The organism is Bacillus sp. MT(2024), assembly GCF_036362845.1.
GTDB classification, from domain to species: domain Bacteria; phylum Bacillota; class Bacilli; order Bacillales; family Bacillaceae; genus Bacillus; species Bacillus velezensis.
This window is the reverse complement of sequence record NZ_CP143632.1, coordinates 572,958-588,906: the sequence shown is the minus strand read 5'-3', so window position 1 is coordinate 588,906 and position 15,949 is coordinate 572,958. Positions and strand designations below refer to the sequence as shown.

Here is a 15,949-nt window from a genome sequence, read left to right as displayed (position 1 = left end):
TTACTGTTCTTCTTTCTTTTTTTCCTCTTCTTCACCGGCTAATCCCTTAGTAGCGTTCTTAAATTCACGAAGCGTGTCCCCCGCCGCTTTTCCTAATTCGGGAAGCTTCTTCGGACCGAAAATAATCACCGCCACCACACCGATAACCGCCAGGCTTCCAGGACCGATCATGTGCAGCTCCTCCTTTCGCTATTCAATTTCTTCCAAAACAGAATAATGCTTCAAGAAATAAACCAATGATTGAAGCTCTACAGCTAAATCTATATGATGAATTCGAATGTGATCCGGCACATTCAAACGGGCCGGCGTAAAGTTAAGGATTCCCTTGATTCCGAGCGACACGAGCCGGTCGGTGATTGACTGGGCGGCAACCGCCGGAACGGTAAGAATCGCCACGGGTTCATCCTTTATGTGAAGCTCTAAATCATCAAGATCAAAGACAGGCACACCGCCTACCTCAGTTCCTATTTTACTCTGATTCACATCAAAAGCCATAGATATTTTTGTGTTATTATTTTTTGTGAAATTATAGTGAAGAAACGCCGTCCCTAAATTCCCGACACCGATCAAAATGACGTTCGTCGTTTCATCCTGATCCAGTGTTTTTCTGAAAAATGACAGCAGGTAATCCACATTATAGCCGTATCCTTTTTTGCCGAGCGCCCCGAAATAGGAAAAATCCCGGCGGATCGTGGCCGAATCGACTTTTACCGCGTCGCTCAGTTCAGCTGATGAAACGCGCTGCTTTCCTGACGCGTGTAAATTCTTTAAAAAGCGATAATAAAGCGGCAGCCGTTTTGCCGTCGCCTGTGGAATTTTTGATTGATCCTTGTTCATGATTGGTCCTCCACTTTATACTCAGATGCATCTCTTTTAAAATCACCGTTTTTGCCTCCTGTTTTTTCCATGAGGCAGGTCGGGCCGATGACCATTCCTTTATCCAGCGCCTTGCACATGTCATACACGGTCAAAGCGCAGACTGAAGCGGAAGTTAGCGCTTCCATTTCCACACCTGTACTCCCTTTCGTTTTTACGCTTGCCTGTATATGAAGAACGGCTTCGGAATCCTTTTCCTCCCAGCCGAATGAAATGTCGACGCTGCTTAAAGAAAGCGGGTGGCACATCGGGATAATCGCTGACGTCTGCTTTGCGGCCATAATTCCTGCCACCTGTGCGACAGCCAGCACGTCTCCTTTTCCGATCTCGCGGTTTTTGATTCTGCTGTACACGTCATGCTTCATGTGTACGCTGGATATCGCAGCGGCAGTACGGACTGTTGAAGATTTATCGCTTATATCCACCATGCGGGCACGGCCTTCTTCATTAAAATGAGAAAATCCATTCATATTTAAACTCTCCTTACTTCTGATCATACACTATTTTCTCCCTGATGTCTTATCCTATAATGTTCCAATTCTGATGTATTGTTTGCTGACAGCAGGTTGATAAGCTACACTTAACTTATTATAACAGAGGTGAAATAATATGATGATCTTACAAATTAATCAGCTATCCAAATCTTTTGGCGCTGATCCTATTTTAAACAATATAAAGCTTGAAGTCAGATCTCGGGATCGCATCGCCATAGTAGGCAGAAACGGAGCCGGCAAATCAACTCTCCTTAAAATTATCGCAGGTCACCTTTCATATGAAAAGGGTGAATTAATCAAACCGAAAGAATTAACGATGGGATATCTTGCCCAGCACACTGGCTTGGAATCCCAGCTTACCATAAAAGAAGAACTGCTGAGCGTTTTTGATTTCCTGAAAGCAATGGAAAAAGAGATGCGCTCTATTGAAGAAAAGATGGCCACGGCCGCCCCGGCGGAGCTTGAGACGCTGATGAAAACCTATGACAGGCTTCAGCAGGATTTCAAGGATAAAGGCGGCTATCAATATGAAGCGGACGTCCGATCTATCCTTCACGGACTCGGCTTCGGAAAATTTGACGATTCCGTGAAAGTGCAAAGCCTGAGCGGCGGTCAGAAAACAAGGCTTGCGCTCGGAAAACTGCTGCTGACCCAGCCTGATCTGCTTATTCTGGATGAACCGACGAACCATCTCGACATCGATACGCTTACATGGCTTGAGCATTATTTACAGGGATATTCAGGCGCAATCCTGATCGTTTCCCACGACAGATACTTTCTTGATAAAGTCGTCAGCCAAGTGTACGAGGTCTCACGGACAGAAAGCAAAAAATACCTCGGCAACTACAGCGCCTATTTAGAACAAAAAGCCGAGCAGTATGAGAAAGACCTGAAGCTGTATGAAAAACAGCAGGACGAAATCGCCAAGCTTCAAGATTTTGTTGACCGCAATCTGGCCAGAGCTTCTACAACGAAAAGAGCCCAAAGCAGACGAAAACAGCTTGAACGGATGGACGTCATGGCAAAGCCGCTCGGGGATGAAAAATCAGCCGCCTTCCGTTTTGACATTACAAAACAGAGCGGAAACGACGTCCTGCGCGTACAGGATGTTTCCATCAGCTATGACGGCCAGCCGCCGCTCTTGAAAAACCTGACCTTCGGCATTACAAGAGGCGAAAGCGCCGCCCTCGTCGGACCGAACGGAATCGGCAAATCAACCTTGCTGAAAACGATTATGAATACAATCAGTCCGGAATCCGGGTCGATCACGTACGGTTCCAACGTCACAATCGGCTATTACGATCAGGAGCAGGCTGAACTGACATCGTCCAAACGCGTGCTGGACGAGCTGTGGGATGAATATCCGGACATGCCGGAAAAAGAGATCAGAACATGCCTCGGCAACTTTCTGTTCAGCGGAGACGATGTCCTGAAACCGGTCCGTTCGTTAAGCGGCGGGGAGAAAGCAAGAGTCGCGCTTGCCAAGCTGATGCTTCAAAAAGCAAACTTTCTCATCCTTGATGAACCGACAAACCACCTTGACCTGGACAGTAAAGAGGTGCTGGAAAACGCCCTGATCGACTACCCGGGCACTCTGTTATTTGTATCGCATGACCGCTACTTTATTAACAGGATCGCCACAAGAGTGCTGGAGCTGTCACCTGATCATGCAGAAGAATATTTAGGAGACTATGACTATTACACTGAGAAAAAAGCACAGCAGCTGGAACTGGAAGAAATGAAACGGCAGGAAAAAGAGCAGGCTCAGCCTGCCGGCAAGGTCAAACAGGATACGAAAAGAACTTACGAGGAAGAAAAAGAATGGAAGAAGAAAGAACGGCAGCGCCTGAGACGCATTGAGGAAATCGAAGCGGCCGTCTCATCCGCCGAAGAGAAAATCAGTGCCAATGAGGAGCTACTGTGCGATCCTGACGTGTATCAGGATCATGAAAAGGTACAGACCATTCACGCGGAGAATGAAGCCCTGAATCAAGAGCTCGAAAACTTATTAGCAGAATGGGAGGAACTCTCCTCAGAAGAATAGAAAAAGTCAAGCACCTCTTTAAGGGGTGCTTTTTTATCCACAGCTATCCTCCTTGTCAGCCATTTAAGTAAGCGTTTTATACACACTATCCACAAAATTTTCTGACTTTATCCACTTTACTAACAACTTTCAGTCCCTTATCCAGACTGGATTTCTGAATATATTCACAATCCTGTGGATATGTTAGAATTATCTGTTAATAAGTAAAAAAAGCCTCACGTTTTACAACGTGAGACGATCAAAGGATGTTAATTCCAAACCGGGCTGTCCGTTCATATCATATGAGCCCCGGATCCCCTTTTCAAAAGCAACGGTTCCGGCAGCCGCAATCATCGCTGCATTGTCCGTGCATAAAGAAAGCGGCGGGATGATAAGCTCGGGATCTCCCGAATGGCTGAATTCCTGCTGCAGTGCGGCTCTCAGCCCTTTGTTAGCGGCTACGCCCCCTGCAAGCAGCACTTGTTTAACCCCGTATTCTTTCGCGGCCTTAGAGGTTTTTGCCGTCAGTACATCAATGACACTCTGCTGAAAGCTTGCGGCAAGATCCTCCGGAGGAATCACCTCATTTTTTTGCGAGGCGTTATGAAGCGTGTTAATCACGGCTGATTTCAGGCCGCTGAAGCTGAAATTGTAAGACCCTTCTTCCAGCCACGCACGCGGAAGCGGAATGGAATCCGTTCCCGCAGCAGCCAGCTTATCAATCTGCGGCCCTCCCGGATAAGGAAGCCCCATCGTTCTTGCCACTTTGTCGTAAGCTTCGCCTGCGGCATCATCCAGCGTTTCACCGATAACCTCGAATGAACCGTGCTCTTTCATATAAACCAATTCCGTATGTCCGCCTGACACAACCAAAGCAATCGCCGGGAACTGAAGCTCTCCTATCAGCCTGTTTGCATAAATATGACCCGCAATGTGATGGACGCCGACTAACGGTATTTGATGGGCAAAACTTAACGCCTTTGCCGCATTGACTCCGATTAACAGGGCTCCGACAAGTCCGGGTCCTTCCGTTACAGCAATCGCATCAAGATCATCAAAGCCCATCTCCGCTTTTGAAAGAGCTTCCTCAATCACAAGGGTAATCTGCTCCACATGATGTCTGGACGCTATTTCAGGCACGACTCCGCCGAAACGTTTATGGCTTTCAATTTGAGAAGCGACAACGTTTGAAATGATGTCTTTTCCGTTTTTCACGACTGAGGCCGCAGTTTCATCACAGCTTGTTTCGATTCCTAATACATAAATATCTTGTTTTTCACTCATGTAATGTCACCCACATTAATAACGCGTCTTCCCCGTTATCTGTATAGTATTGTTTTCTGATTCCTCCGGCCTGAAGACCGAATTTCTTATATAAGGATTGGGCGGGATGATTTGAGACCCTGACTTCGAGAGAGAGCCTTCTTGCCTTTTTTTCTCTGCACAATTCTATCGCAGAGCGAAACAGCGCTTCTCCCAACGATTGGCCCCGATATTCCGGCTTAATGGCTATGTTCGTAATCTGCGCGTCATCTATAATAATCCAGATTCCGCAATACCCCGCCAGACAGCCGTCCTTTTCAATGACAAGGTAGTGGGCATACGGATTTTCCAAAAGCTCATGATAAAATGAATCCTTCGTCCATGGAGAAGTAAAGGATGCTGTTTCAATTTCATAAATTTGATCAATATCTTCCGGCCGCATGCTTCGAATCGCCGTTTTCGTTTTCATCCCTATCACCCTATTTTTGAGATTCCATCCATTTCGCTTCAGCCTCTGCCAGACGCAAATAATCCGGAACAAGGCTGTGGACATCCGTTTCTTCTTTTTCCAAGCCTAAAAACGCCAGCTCTGACGGCCGCGGATTATGCTGTGCAGCCGTTCCTATCACTGCTTGAGATGTCATTTCATGCAGAATGGTTTCTTCATGAATGGCTGTATCGTGCCCTAAAAATAAAACCGGAGACGCTTTTTCTTTCAGCATGCCGAGCCAATCAGTCAAAAGGACATTCTGATCAGGAAGAACGGATTGTAATCGGCCGTCCTGATATTCATAAAGTCCCGTATATACCTGTCCGCGCCGGGCATCAAATAACGGGCAGATCAGTCCTTGAAAGTGCCGTCCGTTAGCCGCCAGCACCTCCAGGCTCGAGACAGCGGAAACCGGAAGCTTCAGCGACCATGCCAATGTTTTTGCCAGCGTCACACCGATTCTGACACCTGTGTACGATCCCGGTCCTTTCGCCACCGCTATTTTCGTAAGGTCCTGCGGTGTCAGGCCGCAATCCTTCAGCAATGAATTGACAGCAGGCATCGCCCGCACGGAATGATTCTTTTTTAAATATGTAATATACTCCGCCATCACCGTTTTCTCTCGAACGAGCGCGGCACCCAGCGTGTAATTTGACGTATCAATTGCCAGTATTGTCATGTTTATTTATCTCCTCACAAAGCGTTTCATACCGTGTTCCGAAAGCCGTAAAGGTAATGTCCCTTGCCTCATCACCGGCTCTCTTGATGACGATCTGCAGCCGTTCAGCAGGCAGCTGATCCTGAATTAAATGAGCCCATTCAATTAAACAGACGCCTTGTCCCTCAAAATATTCTTCAAACCCTAAGTCTTCGCTTTCATCCTCCATACGATACACATCCATATGATATAGAGGAATCGAACCGTCATGGTATTCTTTTATAATTGTAAAAGTCGGACTGTTTACCACTCTCGTGATTCCCAGTCCTTCGGCAAAACCCTTTGTAAAAGTCGTTTTTCCCGCGCCTAAGTCGCCTTCCAGTGTCAAAATGTCTCCCGGCTTTGCCAAAGAAGCGGCAAGCTTGGCTACGGCTTTCGTTTCTTCGGGGTTTTTCGTTCTCCATTGTAATGTCTTCAAAGTGAGTCACCCGTCTTATTTAAAATGATTGTATCCTTTTTTCTCAAGGACGATTTGTCTCTGATCATTGGCTGTCAAAAGAACACATGCTTCCTTCCGTTCAGACACCGCCCCTATCTTCGCTATCGGAATGCCTGACTGAGAGCAGTAATCAAGCAGAGAGGTCCACTCTTGCTGAGAAACCGTTCCAACCAATTCAAAATCTTCACCGCCGAATAACACCCATTTCTTCCACTCAGAATTTGCCTCAGGCAAATCCGGATGCACCGGCAGAAGTTGTTCTTCAATTTCTATCGTAACTGAACTTGCCGCAGCTATTTCATGCAGCTCACTGGCCAATCCGTCACTGATATCATTCAGAGCCGCGCGCTGAAGCTGAGAGCAGAAGCGGCCGACTTGAACTCTCGGAACGGGCCGTTTATGTTTTCGGATAAAATAATCACTCGTGTGAAAAGCAGAAGGAAGTGTTTCTCCCAACAAAAGAGACAGTCCTGCTGCGGACGAGCCGATATCCCCCGTAACAAACACAACATCTCCGGGTCTTGCCGAGCTTCGCAGACAAGCGCAATCCTTCTCAACTTCTCCGATGACAGTAACGGTAATTACGGCTTGACCGGAAGCGGAGACGGTATCTCCCCCGATCAAATCCATTTGATATAGTTTCGCCAGTTCCGCCATCCCTTCATACATTGCCTGGACGTCAGCTTTCTGCCAGCAAGAAGGAACCGCTAGAGACACCAAATAAAACTTCGGAATGCCTCCCATCGCCGCCACGTCACTAATGTTAACAGCAAGCGCTTTATAACCGATATCATGAGGAGAGGAATACTCTAATTTAAAATGGACATTCTCCACCATTGTATCAAGGCAGACAATTTGCTGCATATGGGGTGACGCTGTATAAACCGCACCATCATCACCGATCCCTACATCGACGGAAGGATGATAATGCGAATGCGGAGTAATACTGTGAATCAACTCAAACTCATCCATATATCTCCCGTCTCCCTTTCTGACGCTCTTGTGAAATACAGCTCTTTCTAGTGTATCGGATTATGTTTCAATATCCAAGACTTTAACGATATAAAAGAAAGCTTGGTTAGATACCAAGCTGCCAGCATTTAAAAGAAAACACAAAAAAAACGAAAACATGATCGTTTCGTTTACAATAAAAATGGCGGTCCGGACGGGACTCGAACCCGCGACCTCCTGCGTGACAGGCAGGCATTCTAACCAACTGAACTACCGGACCATTTAATTTTTGGTTGCGGGGGCAGGATTTGAACCTGCGACCTTCGGGTTATGAGCCCGACGAGCTACCGAACTGCTCCACCCCGCGATGATAAAATTTTAGAAAAGCTTGGCGGCGTCCTACTCTCACAGGGGGAAACCCCCGACTACCATCGGCGCTGAAGAGCTTAACTTCCGTGTTCGGCATGGGAACGGGTGTGACCTCTTCGCTATCGCCACCAAACCATTGAGAGTGTTCTCTCAAAACTAGATAACAGTAAGCATACATTCAAATTGGTTAAGTCCTCGATCGATTAGTATCTGTCAGCTCCATGTGTCGCCACACTTCCACCTCAGACCTATCAACCTGATCATCTTTCAGGGATCTTACTTCCTTGCGGAATGGGAAATCTCATCTTGAGGGGGGCTTCATGCTTAGATGCTTTCAGCACTTATCCCGTCCGCACATAGCTACCCAGCGATGCCCTTGGCAGAACAACTGGTACACCAGCGGTGCGTCCATCCCGGTCCTCTCGTACTAAGGACAGCTCCTCTCAAATTTCCTGCGCCCGCGACGGATAGGGACCGAACTGTCTCACGACGTTCTGAACCCAGCTCGCGTACCGCTTTAATGGGCGAACAGCCCAACCCTTGGGACCGACTACAGCCCCAGGATGCGATGAGCCGACATCGAGGTGCCAAACCTCCCCGTCGATGTGGACTCTTGGGGGAGATAAGCCTGTTATCCCCGGGGTAGCTTTTATCCGTTGAGCGATGGCCCTTCCATGCGGAACCACCGGATCACTAAGCCCGACTTTCGTCCCTGCTCGACTTGTAGGTCTCGCAGTCAAGCTCCCTTGTGCCTTTACACTCTGCGAATGATTTCCAACCATTCTGAGGGAACCTTTGGGCGCCTCCGTTACCTTTTAGGAGGCGACCGCCCCAGTCAAACTGCCCACCTGACACTGTCTCCCCGCCCGATAAGGGCGGCGGGTTAGAAGGTCAATACAGCCAGGGTAGTATCCCACCGATGCCTCCACCGAAGCTGGCGCTCCGGTTTCCAAGGCTCCTACCTATCCTGTACAAGCTGTACCAACATTCAATATCAGGCTGCAGTAAAGCTCCACGGGGTCTTTCCGTCCTGTCGCGGGTAACCTGCATCTTCACAGGTACTATAATTTCACCGAGTCTCTCGTTGAGACAGTGCCCAGATCGTTGCGCCTTTCGTGCGGGTCGGAACTTACCCGACAAGGAATTTCGCTACCTTAGGACCGTTATAGTTACGGCCGCCGTTTACTGGGGCTTCAATTCGCACCTTCGCTTACGCTAAGCGCTCCTCTTAACCTTCCAGCACCGGGCAGGCGTCAGCCCCTATACTTCGCCTTACGGCTTCGCAGAGACCTGTGTTTTTGCTAAACAGTCGCCTGGGCCTATTCACTGCGGCTCTCTCGGGCTTGCACCCTAACAGAGCCCCTTCTCCCGAAGTTACGGGGTCATTTTGCCGAGTTCCTTAACGAGAGTTCTCTCGATCACCTTAGGATTCTCTCCTCGCCTACCTGTGTCGGTTTGCGGTACGGGCACCTCTCACCTCGCTAGAGGCTTTTCTTGGCAGTGTGGAATCAGGAACTTCGCTACTATAATTCGCTCGCCATCACAGCTCAGCCTTCACGGGAAACGGATTTGCCTATTTCCCAGCCTAACTGCTTGGACGCGGATATCCAATACCGCGCTTACCCTATCCTCCTGCGTCCCCCCATTGCTCAAATGGTGAGGAGGTGGTACAGGAATATCAACCTGTTATCCATCGCCTACGCCTTTCGGCCTCGGCTTAGGTCCCGACTAACCCTGAGCGGACGAGCCTTCCTCAGGAAACCTTAGGCATTCGGTGGAGGATTCTCACCCTCTTTCGCTACTCATACCGGCATTCTCACTTCTAAGCGCTCCACAAGTCCTTCCGGTCTTGCTTCACAGCCCTTAGAACGCTCTCCTACCACTGTTCGAAGAACAGTCCGCAGCTTCGGTGATACGTTTAGCCCCGGTACATTTTCGGCGCAGAGTCACTCGACCAGTGAGCTATTACGCACTCTTTAAATGGTGGCTGCTTCTAAGCCAACATCCTGGTTGTCTAAGCAACTCCACATCCTTTTCCACTTAACGTATACTTTGGGACCTTAGCTGGCGGTCTGGGCTGTTTCCCTTTCGACTACGGATCTTATCACTCGCAGTCTGACTCCCAAGGATAAGTCATCGGCATTCGGAGTTTGACTGAATTCGGTAACCCGGTAGGGGCCCCTAGTCCAATCAGTGCTCTACCTCCGAGACTCTTACCTTGAGGCTAGCCCTAAAGCTATTTCGGAGAGAACCAGCTATCTCCAGGTTCGATTGGCATTTCACCCCTACCCACACCTCATCCCCGCACTTTTCAACGTGCGTGGGTTCGGGCCTCCATTCAGTGTTACCTGAACTTCACCCTGGACATGGGTAGATCACCTGGTTTCGGGTCTACGACCACGTACTCAATTCGCCCTATTCAGACTCGCTTTCGCTGCGGCTCCGCATCTTCTGCTTAACCTTGCACGGGATCGTAACTCGCCGGTTCATTCTACAAAAGGCACGCCATCACCCGTTAACGGGCTCTGACTACTTGTAGGCACACGGTTTCAGGATCTCTTTCACTCCCTTCCGGGGTGCTTTTCACCTTCCCTCACGGTACTGGTTCACTATCGGTCACTAGGGAGTATTTAGCCTTGGGAGATGGTCCTCCCGGATTCCGACGGAATTTCACGTGTTCCGCCGTACTCAGGATCCACTCAGGAGAGAACGAAGTTTTGACTACAGGGCTGTTACCTCCTATGGCGGGCCTTTCCAGACCTCTTCATCTACCTCGTTCCTTTGTAACTCCGTACAGAGTGTCCTACAACCCCAAGAGGCAAGCCTCTTGGTTTGGGCTGGTCCCGTTTCGCTCGCCGCTACTCAGGGAATCGCATTTGCTTTCTCTTCCTCCGGGTACTTAGATGTTTCAGTTCCCCGGGTCTGCCTTCTCATATCCTATGTATTCAGATATGGATACCACTCCATTACGAGTGGTGGGTTTCCCCATTCGGAAATCTCCGGATCAAAGCTTGCTTACAGCTCCCCGAAGCATATCGGTGTTCGTCCCGTCCTTCATCGGCTCCTAGTGCCAAGGCATCCACCGTGCGCCCTTTCTAACTTAACCGTTAAAAAGAATCACTACGTGATATCTTGCATTACTAATTGAATGTGAATTACTTCTGTTATCTAGTTTTCAAAGAACAACATCTCGAAGAATCGAATGATCCTTCAAAACTAAACAAGACAGGGAACGTTCTGTTTATAAGACCCAAGGTCTTATATTCCGTTAAAATCCTTAGAAAGGAGGTGATCCAGCCGCACCTTCCGATACGGCTACCTTGTTACGACTTCACCCCAATCATCTGTCCCACCTTCGGCGGCTGGCTCCTAAAAGGTTACCTCACCGACTTCGGGTGTTACAAACTCTCGTGGTGTGACGGGCGGTGTGTACAAGGCCCGGGAACGTATTCACCGCGGCATGCTGATCCGCGATTACTAGCGATTCCAGCTTCACGCAGTCGAGTTGCAGACTGCGATCCGAACTGAGAACAGATTTGTGGGATTGGCTTAACCTCGCGGTTTCGCTGCCCTTTGTTCTGTCCATTGTAGCACGTGTGTAGCCCAGGTCATAAGGGGCATGATGATTTGACGTCATCCCCACCTTCCTCCGGTTTGTCACCGGCAGTCACCTTAGAGTGCCCAACTGAATGCTGGCAACTAAGATCAAGGGTTGCGCTCGTTGCGGGACTTAACCCAACATCTCACGACACGAGCTGACGACAACCATGCACCACCTGTCACTCTGCCCCCGAAGGGGACGTCCTATCTCTAGGATTGTCAGAGGATGTCAAGACCTGGTAAGGTTCTTCGCGTTGCTTCGAATTAAACCACATGCTCCACCGCTTGTGCGGGCCCCCGTCAATTCCTTTGAGTTTCAGTCTTGCGACCGTACTCCCCAGGCGGAGTGCTTAATGCGTTAGCTGCAGCACTAAGGGGCGGAAACCCCCTAACACTTAGCACTCATCGTTTACGGCGTGGACTACCAGGGTATCTAATCCTGTTCGCTCCCCACGCTTTCGCTCCTCAGCGTCAGTTACAGACCAGAGAGTCGCCTTCGCCACTGGTGTTCCTCCACATCTCTACGCATTTCACCGCTACACGTGGAATTCCACTCTCCTCTTCTGCACTCAAGTTCCCCAGTTTCCAATGACCCTCCCGGTTGAGCCGGGGCTTTCACATCAGACTTAAGAAACCGCCTGCGAGCCCTTTACGCCCAATAATTCCGGACAACGCTTGCCACCTACGTATTACCGCGGCTGCTGGCACGTAGTTAGCCGTGGCTTTCTGGTTAGGTACCGTCAAGGTGCCGCCCTATTTGAACGGCACTTGTTCTTCCCTAACAACAGAGCTTTACGATCCGAAAACCTTCATCACTCACGCGGCGTTGCTCCGTCAGACTTTCGTCCATTGCGGAAGATTCCTACTGCTGCCTCCGTAGGAGTCTGGGCCGTGTCTCAGTCCCAGTGTGGCCGATCACCCTCTCAGGTCGGCTACGCATCGTCGCCTTGGTGAGCCGTTACCTCACCAACTAGCTAATGCGCCGCGGGTCCATCTGTAAGTGGTAGCCGAAGCCACCTTTTATGTCTGAACCATGCGGTTCAAACAACCATCCGGTATTAGCCCCGGTTTCCCGGAGTTATCCCAGTCTTACAGGCAGGTTACCCACGTGTTACTCACCCGTCCGCCGCTAACATCAGGGAGCAAGCTCCCATCTGTCCGCTCGACTTGCATGTATTAGGCACGCCGCCAGCGTTCGTCCTGAGCCAGGATCAAACTCTCCGATAAATGGATCACAGACTAAGTTCACTGCATCCTGCAGTAACGTCTGTGTGATCTGCATCGTGCAGACCTTAGTTTGACTGACTACGCACATCGCTGTGCGATTTATTTAAAACTTTGAATTAACAGGTACGTTTTGTCTTGTTTAGTTTTCAAAGATCATTATAATGGAGCGGGTGATGAGAATCGAACTCACGACATCAGCTTGGAAGGCTGAGGTTTTACCACTAAACTACACCCGCATTTGAATTGGCGCGCCCGAGAGGAGTCGAACCCCTAACCTTTTGATCCGTAGTCAAACGCTCTATCCAATTGAGCTACGGGCGCTTATCAGGCGACTTAACTATCATACTACCAATTAGTTATGATGTCAAGTGTTTTTTTATTTCTTTACGAAGTCTTTTTTCTCGACCTCATTTATTATACACGCTTTTGAGAATTTGTAAAGTCTTTTTTTAAAAAGATCATTTTCTCATTTGTCGTTATCGCTTTGTTCATCAGCGACGTTTAATAATATACCACGCACTTTAAATTAGGTCAACACTTTTACGAAACTTTTTTCCCGCTTATTATTCCCTTCTATATAATAGTAAAAAGCGGGATTCCCAGGAACCCCGCGTCTATTCAGATTACCCGCTCACCTCGGCTTCTGCGCTATTACGATCTGTTTTTTCATAGGCACGGAAGTTTTGTTCAAGCTGTTCGAGCGACAGACCTTTCGTTTCCGGAAGGAACCTTTTCACAAATATAACGGACGCTATCCCTAACAGGACAAAAATGAAGAAGGTTGCAGACAATCCGATGTTTGCGAGCAGGACCGGAAAAGTTAAACCAACAATGAAGTTCACGATCCAGAGGCAGAAGACAGTGACCCCCATACCAAGCCCCCGCAATCGCAGCGGGAATATCTCCGACAGCATCAGCCAGGTCACCGGAGAGACAGCCCCCTGCTGAAACGCAAGGAAAGTGACTGTTAATGAAAGAACCACATAAGGAAGAGCAGGCGATCCTTTCAGCACGACAGACAGAACTCCGATCAAAAGCAGCATCGCAGTCGTTCCGATGAGCCCCGTCATCAGCATCGGGCGGCGGCCGACTTTGCCGAGAAGCCATATTCCCACAAAAGTCGCGAGCACTGAAATCACACCGTTAGCGATATTGCCGATTAATGCGGCTTTTGTCTCGAAACCGGCATCTTTTAAAATTTGAGTTCCATAGTACATAATCGAATTCACGCCGGTGAGCTGCTGCACTACCGCAATTCCGATCCCGATAAACACAATGCGGCGCACCCACGGAACGGCAAGATCCTTAAAGGTCGCCTGCTCCATCTCAGCTTCCTTACGAAAGGCAGATTCAATCTCAGCGAGCTCAGCCTTCGCTTTCTCTTCATTCCTTATTCGCCGGAGAACGTGCAGAGCATCTTCTTTTCTTCCTTTAGAAACCAGCCAGCGCGGACTTTCAGGAACTTTCAGCATACCGAAAAACAAGAATACCGCCGGAAGGGCCGCGATAACGAGCATATAACGCCAAGCGTGAGAGGTATCACCAAGCACATTGCCGATGATAGCATTACACGTGAAGGCAAGCAGCTGGCCCGTTACAATCATCAATTCATTTTGGGTAACCATTCTCCCTCGGCTTTCCGCCGGCGACATTTCAGCCAAATATGCTGGAACGGTTACGGATGCTCCCCCGACGGCAAGCCCCAGCAGAAAACGGGAGATGATCATAACCGACACGTTAGGCGCCAGTGTACATCCGAGTGTCGCTGCAAAGAACAAAACGGCAAGGATAAGGATATTTTTACGTCTGCCGTTATAGTCCGACAATCTCCCTCCGAAAACCGCGCCGATCGCAGCCCCCAAGAGCAGGGAGCTCGCCACCATCCCTTCAGTCAAAGCAGTAAGATTAAGCTGGTCAGCTTCCGCCATAAACGGCAGCGCCCCATTAATCACACCGGTATCGTAGCCGAAAAGAAGTCCCCCGAATGTCGATACTAAAATGATGGTTCTCAAAAATGAATGCTGGCTGCTATTTTTATTCATCTTCAAATCCTCCTAGTTTTTACACAGAGATAATATCCGAATATTCAGTTATCAATATTTACACCTCTAACGTCTGCATACAAGTTCTGACCGTCCAAAACAGTTTTATAAGAAGAAAATATTTCGAAAACGTTATCATTTATAGTGATTATTCGCTCTCCCCTCTCGTTATATTGTTATTTTATAGTTACTTTGTAGTGAAGTTATAATGATATTATTGGCACTTATGTTATTATCATAATTTTAAAAGCGCTTTCAGTCAATGAATATTTCAGAAAATTTTATAACTTACCTTTATATTACCTATATATAATCAATTTATGTTTTACATCAACTTATTTTCATAACATGATCAATGAATTACCCCTATCATAACCAACAATTGATTATATAATGAAAACCCCCAACTGCTAGTTGGGGGGTTTTTGTTTTATTCTTCGTTTATTGTAACAATCGTTCTCCCTCTCGCTTCTCCTTTTAAAAGGGCAGGAAGCGTATCCGGCAGCTCTTCAAGTGTAATTTCCTTTTGAATAAAGGCCTCCAGATCTGCAGGCTTGAAGTCATCAGCTAAACGCTGCCATATTTTCTTTCTTGTCTCCATCGGACAGAATACGGAATCAATTCCCAAGAGACTGACGCCGCGCAATATAAACGGAAAGACTGTAGCCGGGAGTTTCGTTCCCGCTGTCAGTCCGCTCACAGCAACTGATCCGCCGTACTGAATCTGACTGAGAACTGAAGCAAGCGGCTCACCTCCGACCGGATCGACGGCCGCTGCCCATTTTTGTTTTTGCATCGGTTTTAACGTTCCGTTATACACTTCGTCACGGTGAATGACCGTCTTTGCTCCGAGGCTCTTCAAATAGCCGCTTTCTTCTTCTTTTCCCGTACTGGCCTCGACCTCATAACCTAAGGTTGAAAGAATGGAGACGGCAAAGCTTCCGACGCCGCCTGTCGCTCCCGTCACCAGCACCTTCCCTTTTTCAGGAGCGGCATGGTTTTCTTCAAGACGCTGGACGGACAATGCGGCAGTGAAGCCGGCGGTTCCGATCGTCATGGCTTCTTTAAGTGTCAGACCTTCAGGCAGCGGCACGATCCAATCTGCCGGAATGCGGGCCATCCCGCTATAGCCGCCAAAATGGGAAACGCCTATGCCGTAGCTTGTCGCAATGACTTTGTCCCCTTCTTTAAAACGGGCGTCATCTGAAGAAACGACGATTCCCGCTAAATCAATTCCCGGCACGAAAGGATACGACGTTACGATCTTGCCGTCAGGAATGGCAGCCAAGCTGTCTTTATAATTCACCCCTGAGTAGCAAACCTTAATCAGCACTTCACCCTCGGGAAGGTCCTGAACCGCCAGCTCCCGTACGCTGACTGAAAACCGGTCTTCATGTTGATCGACTACTAACGCTTTAAATTGATCTGTCATCACTACGTCTCCTTAAAATGAATTG

11 protein-coding genes, 4 tRNA genes and 3 rRNA genes are annotated in these 15,949 nt (G+C 48.5%); 1 reads left to right on the top strand and 17 read right to left on the bottom strand.

Annotated elements, in window-relative coordinates:
* The 3 genes from VP472_RS03105 to moaC are packed head-to-tail and all read right to left on the bottom strand — an operon-like array spanning window position 1 to window position 1,346.
* Window positions 1–171, bottom strand: a complete 171-nt coding sequence (locus VP472_RS03105; protein ID WP_003155981.1) for a twin-arginine translocase TatA/TatE family subunit — start codon at window positions 169–171, stop codon at window positions 1–3.
* Window positions 172–189: 18 nt separating this feature from the next.
* Entirely contained in the window at window positions 190–837 is a 648-nt protein-coding gene (locus VP472_RS03100; RefSeq protein WP_146276233.1) for a redox-sensing transcriptional repressor Rex, read from the bottom strand.
* Complete coding sequence (gene moaC, locus VP472_RS03095) at window positions 834–1,346, bottom strand: cyclic pyranopterin monophosphate synthase MoaC (RefSeq protein ID WP_003155986.1); 513 nt, start codon at window positions 1,344–1,346, stop codon at window positions 834–836. The genes VP472_RS03100 and moaC overlap by 4 nt, the downstream gene beginning before the upstream one ends.
* A 139-nt stretch (window positions 1,347–1,485) precedes the next feature.
* On the opposite strand from moaC, the gene VP472_RS03090 reads away from it, so the two are divergent.
* Window positions 1,486–3,414, top strand: coding sequence for an ABC-F family ATP-binding cassette domain-containing protein (locus VP472_RS03090; protein ID WP_020953910.1), 1,929 nt, complete (start codon window positions 1,486–1,488; stop codon window positions 3,412–3,414).
* A 222-nt stretch (window positions 3,415–3,636) separates the two neighbouring features.
* Here the strand turns inward: VP472_RS03090 and tsaD are convergent, their stop codons facing one another.
* The 14 genes from tsaD to VP472_RS03020 all read right to left on the bottom strand — a co-directional run bounded on the left by tsaD (window position 3,637) and on the right by VP472_RS03020 (window position 15,924).
* Window positions 3,637–4,677, bottom strand: a complete 1,041-nt coding sequence (gene tsaD / locus VP472_RS03085) for a tRNA (adenosine(37)-N6)-threonylcarbamoyltransferase complex transferase subunit TsaD (RefSeq protein ID WP_128575078.1) — start codon at window positions 4,675–4,677, stop codon at window positions 3,637–3,639.
* A complete protein-coding gene (gene rimI, locus VP472_RS03080; RefSeq protein WP_003155993.1) occupies window positions 4,670–5,125 on the bottom strand; it encodes a ribosomal protein S18-alanine N-acetyltransferase in 456 nt (151 codons plus the stop codon). The genes tsaD and rimI overlap by 8 nt, the downstream gene beginning before the upstream one ends.
* Window positions 5,126–5,135: 10 nt before the next feature.
* A complete protein-coding gene (gene tsaB, locus VP472_RS03075) occupies window positions 5,136–5,825 on the bottom strand; it encodes a tRNA (adenosine(37)-N6)-threonylcarbamoyltransferase complex dimerization subunit type 1 TsaB (protein ID WP_070081451.1) in 690 nt (229 codons plus the stop codon).
* Entirely contained in the window at window positions 5,806–6,282 is a 477-nt protein-coding gene (tsaE, locus tag VP472_RS03070) for a tRNA (adenosine(37)-N6)-threonylcarbamoyltransferase complex ATPase subunit type 1 TsaE (protein ID WP_146276231.1), read from the bottom strand. Before tsaE ends, tsaB begins: the two co-directional genes overlap by 20 nt.
* Window positions 6,283–6,297: 15 nt before the next feature.
* Window positions 6,298–7,275 (bottom strand): thiamine-phosphate kinase, encoded by a 978-nt coding sequence (gene thiL / locus VP472_RS03065; protein ID WP_110085613.1) that lies wholly within the window; start codon window positions 7,273–7,275, stop codon window positions 6,298–6,300.
* Between the two features lie 182 nt (window positions 7,276–7,457).
* Window positions 7,458–7,534, bottom strand: a tRNA-Asp gene (locus tag VP472_RS03060).
* Window positions 7,535–7,544: 10 nt separating this feature from the next.
* A tRNA-Met gene (locus VP472_RS03055) sits at window positions 7,545–7,621 on the bottom strand.
* A gap of 19 nt (window positions 7,622–7,640) precedes the next feature.
* Window positions 7,641–7,756: ribosomal RNA gene (gene rrf / locus VP472_RS03050) — 5S ribosomal RNA — on the bottom strand.
* 50 nt (window positions 7,757–7,806) lie between these two features.
* A 23S ribosomal RNA gene (locus VP472_RS03045) occupies window positions 7,807–10,729 on the bottom strand.
* Between the two features lie 175 nt (window positions 10,730–10,904).
* Window positions 10,905–12,450 (bottom strand): 16S ribosomal RNA (locus VP472_RS03040).
* The 16S, 23S and 5S rRNA genes sit together here with 4 tRNA genes alongside, the layout of an rRNA operon.
* Window positions 12,451–12,612: 162 nt before the next feature.
* Window positions 12,613–12,686, bottom strand: a tRNA-Gly gene (locus VP472_RS03035).
* 8 nt (window positions 12,687–12,694) lie between these two features.
* A tRNA-Arg gene (locus VP472_RS03030) sits at window positions 12,695–12,771 on the bottom strand.
* 302 nt (window positions 12,772–13,073) lie between these two features.
* Entirely contained in the window at window positions 13,074–14,492 is a 1,419-nt protein-coding gene (locus tag VP472_RS03025; protein WP_025650424.1) for a sugar porter family MFS transporter, read from the bottom strand.
* A gap of 430 nt (window positions 14,493–14,922) precedes the next feature.
* Window positions 14,923–15,924, bottom strand: coding sequence for an NADPH:quinone oxidoreductase family protein (locus tag VP472_RS03020; RefSeq protein ID WP_039062714.1), 1,002 nt, complete (start codon window positions 15,922–15,924; stop codon window positions 14,923–14,925).
* Between the last annotated feature and the right edge of the window lie 25 nt (window positions 15,925–15,949).

Bases quoted from the DNA above. Each gene is read 5' to 3' on its own strand.
- VP472_RS03020 (WP_039062714.1), bottom strand. From the start codon at position 15,924: ATGACAGATCAATTTAAAGCGTTAGTAGTCGATCAACATGAAGACCGG.
- VP472_RS03105 (WP_003155981.1), bottom strand. From the start codon at position 171: ATGATCGGTCCTGGAAGCCTGGCGGTTATCGGTGTGGTGGCGGTGATT.
- rimI (WP_003155993.1), bottom strand. From the start codon at position 5,125: ATGAAAACGAAAACGGCGATTCGAAGCATGCGGCCGGAAGATATTGAT.
- VP472_RS03025 (WP_025650424.1), bottom strand. From the start codon at position 14,492: ATGAATAAAAATAGCAGCCAGCATTCATTTTTGAGAACCATCATTTTA.
- moaC (WP_003155986.1), bottom strand. From the start codon at position 1,346: ATGAATGGATTTTCTCATTTTAATGAAGAAGGCCGTGCCCGCATGGTG.
- tsaB (WP_070081451.1), bottom strand. From the start codon at position 5,825: ATGACAATACTGGCAATTGATACGTCAAATTACACGCTGGGTGCCGCG.
- thiL (WP_110085613.1), bottom strand. From the start codon at position 7,275: ATGGATGAGTTTGAGTTGATTCACAGTATTACTCCGCATTCGCATTAT.
- VP472_RS03100 (WP_146276233.1), bottom strand. From the start codon at position 837: ATGAACAAGGATCAATCAAAAATTCCACAGGCGACGGCAAAACGGCTG.
- VP472_RS03090 (WP_020953910.1), top strand. From the start codon at position 1,486: ATGATGATCTTACAAATTAATCAGCTATCCAAATCTTTTGGCGCTGAT.
- tsaD (WP_128575078.1), bottom strand. From the start codon at position 4,677: ATGAGTGAAAAACAAGATATTTATGTATTAGGAATCGAAACAAGCTGT.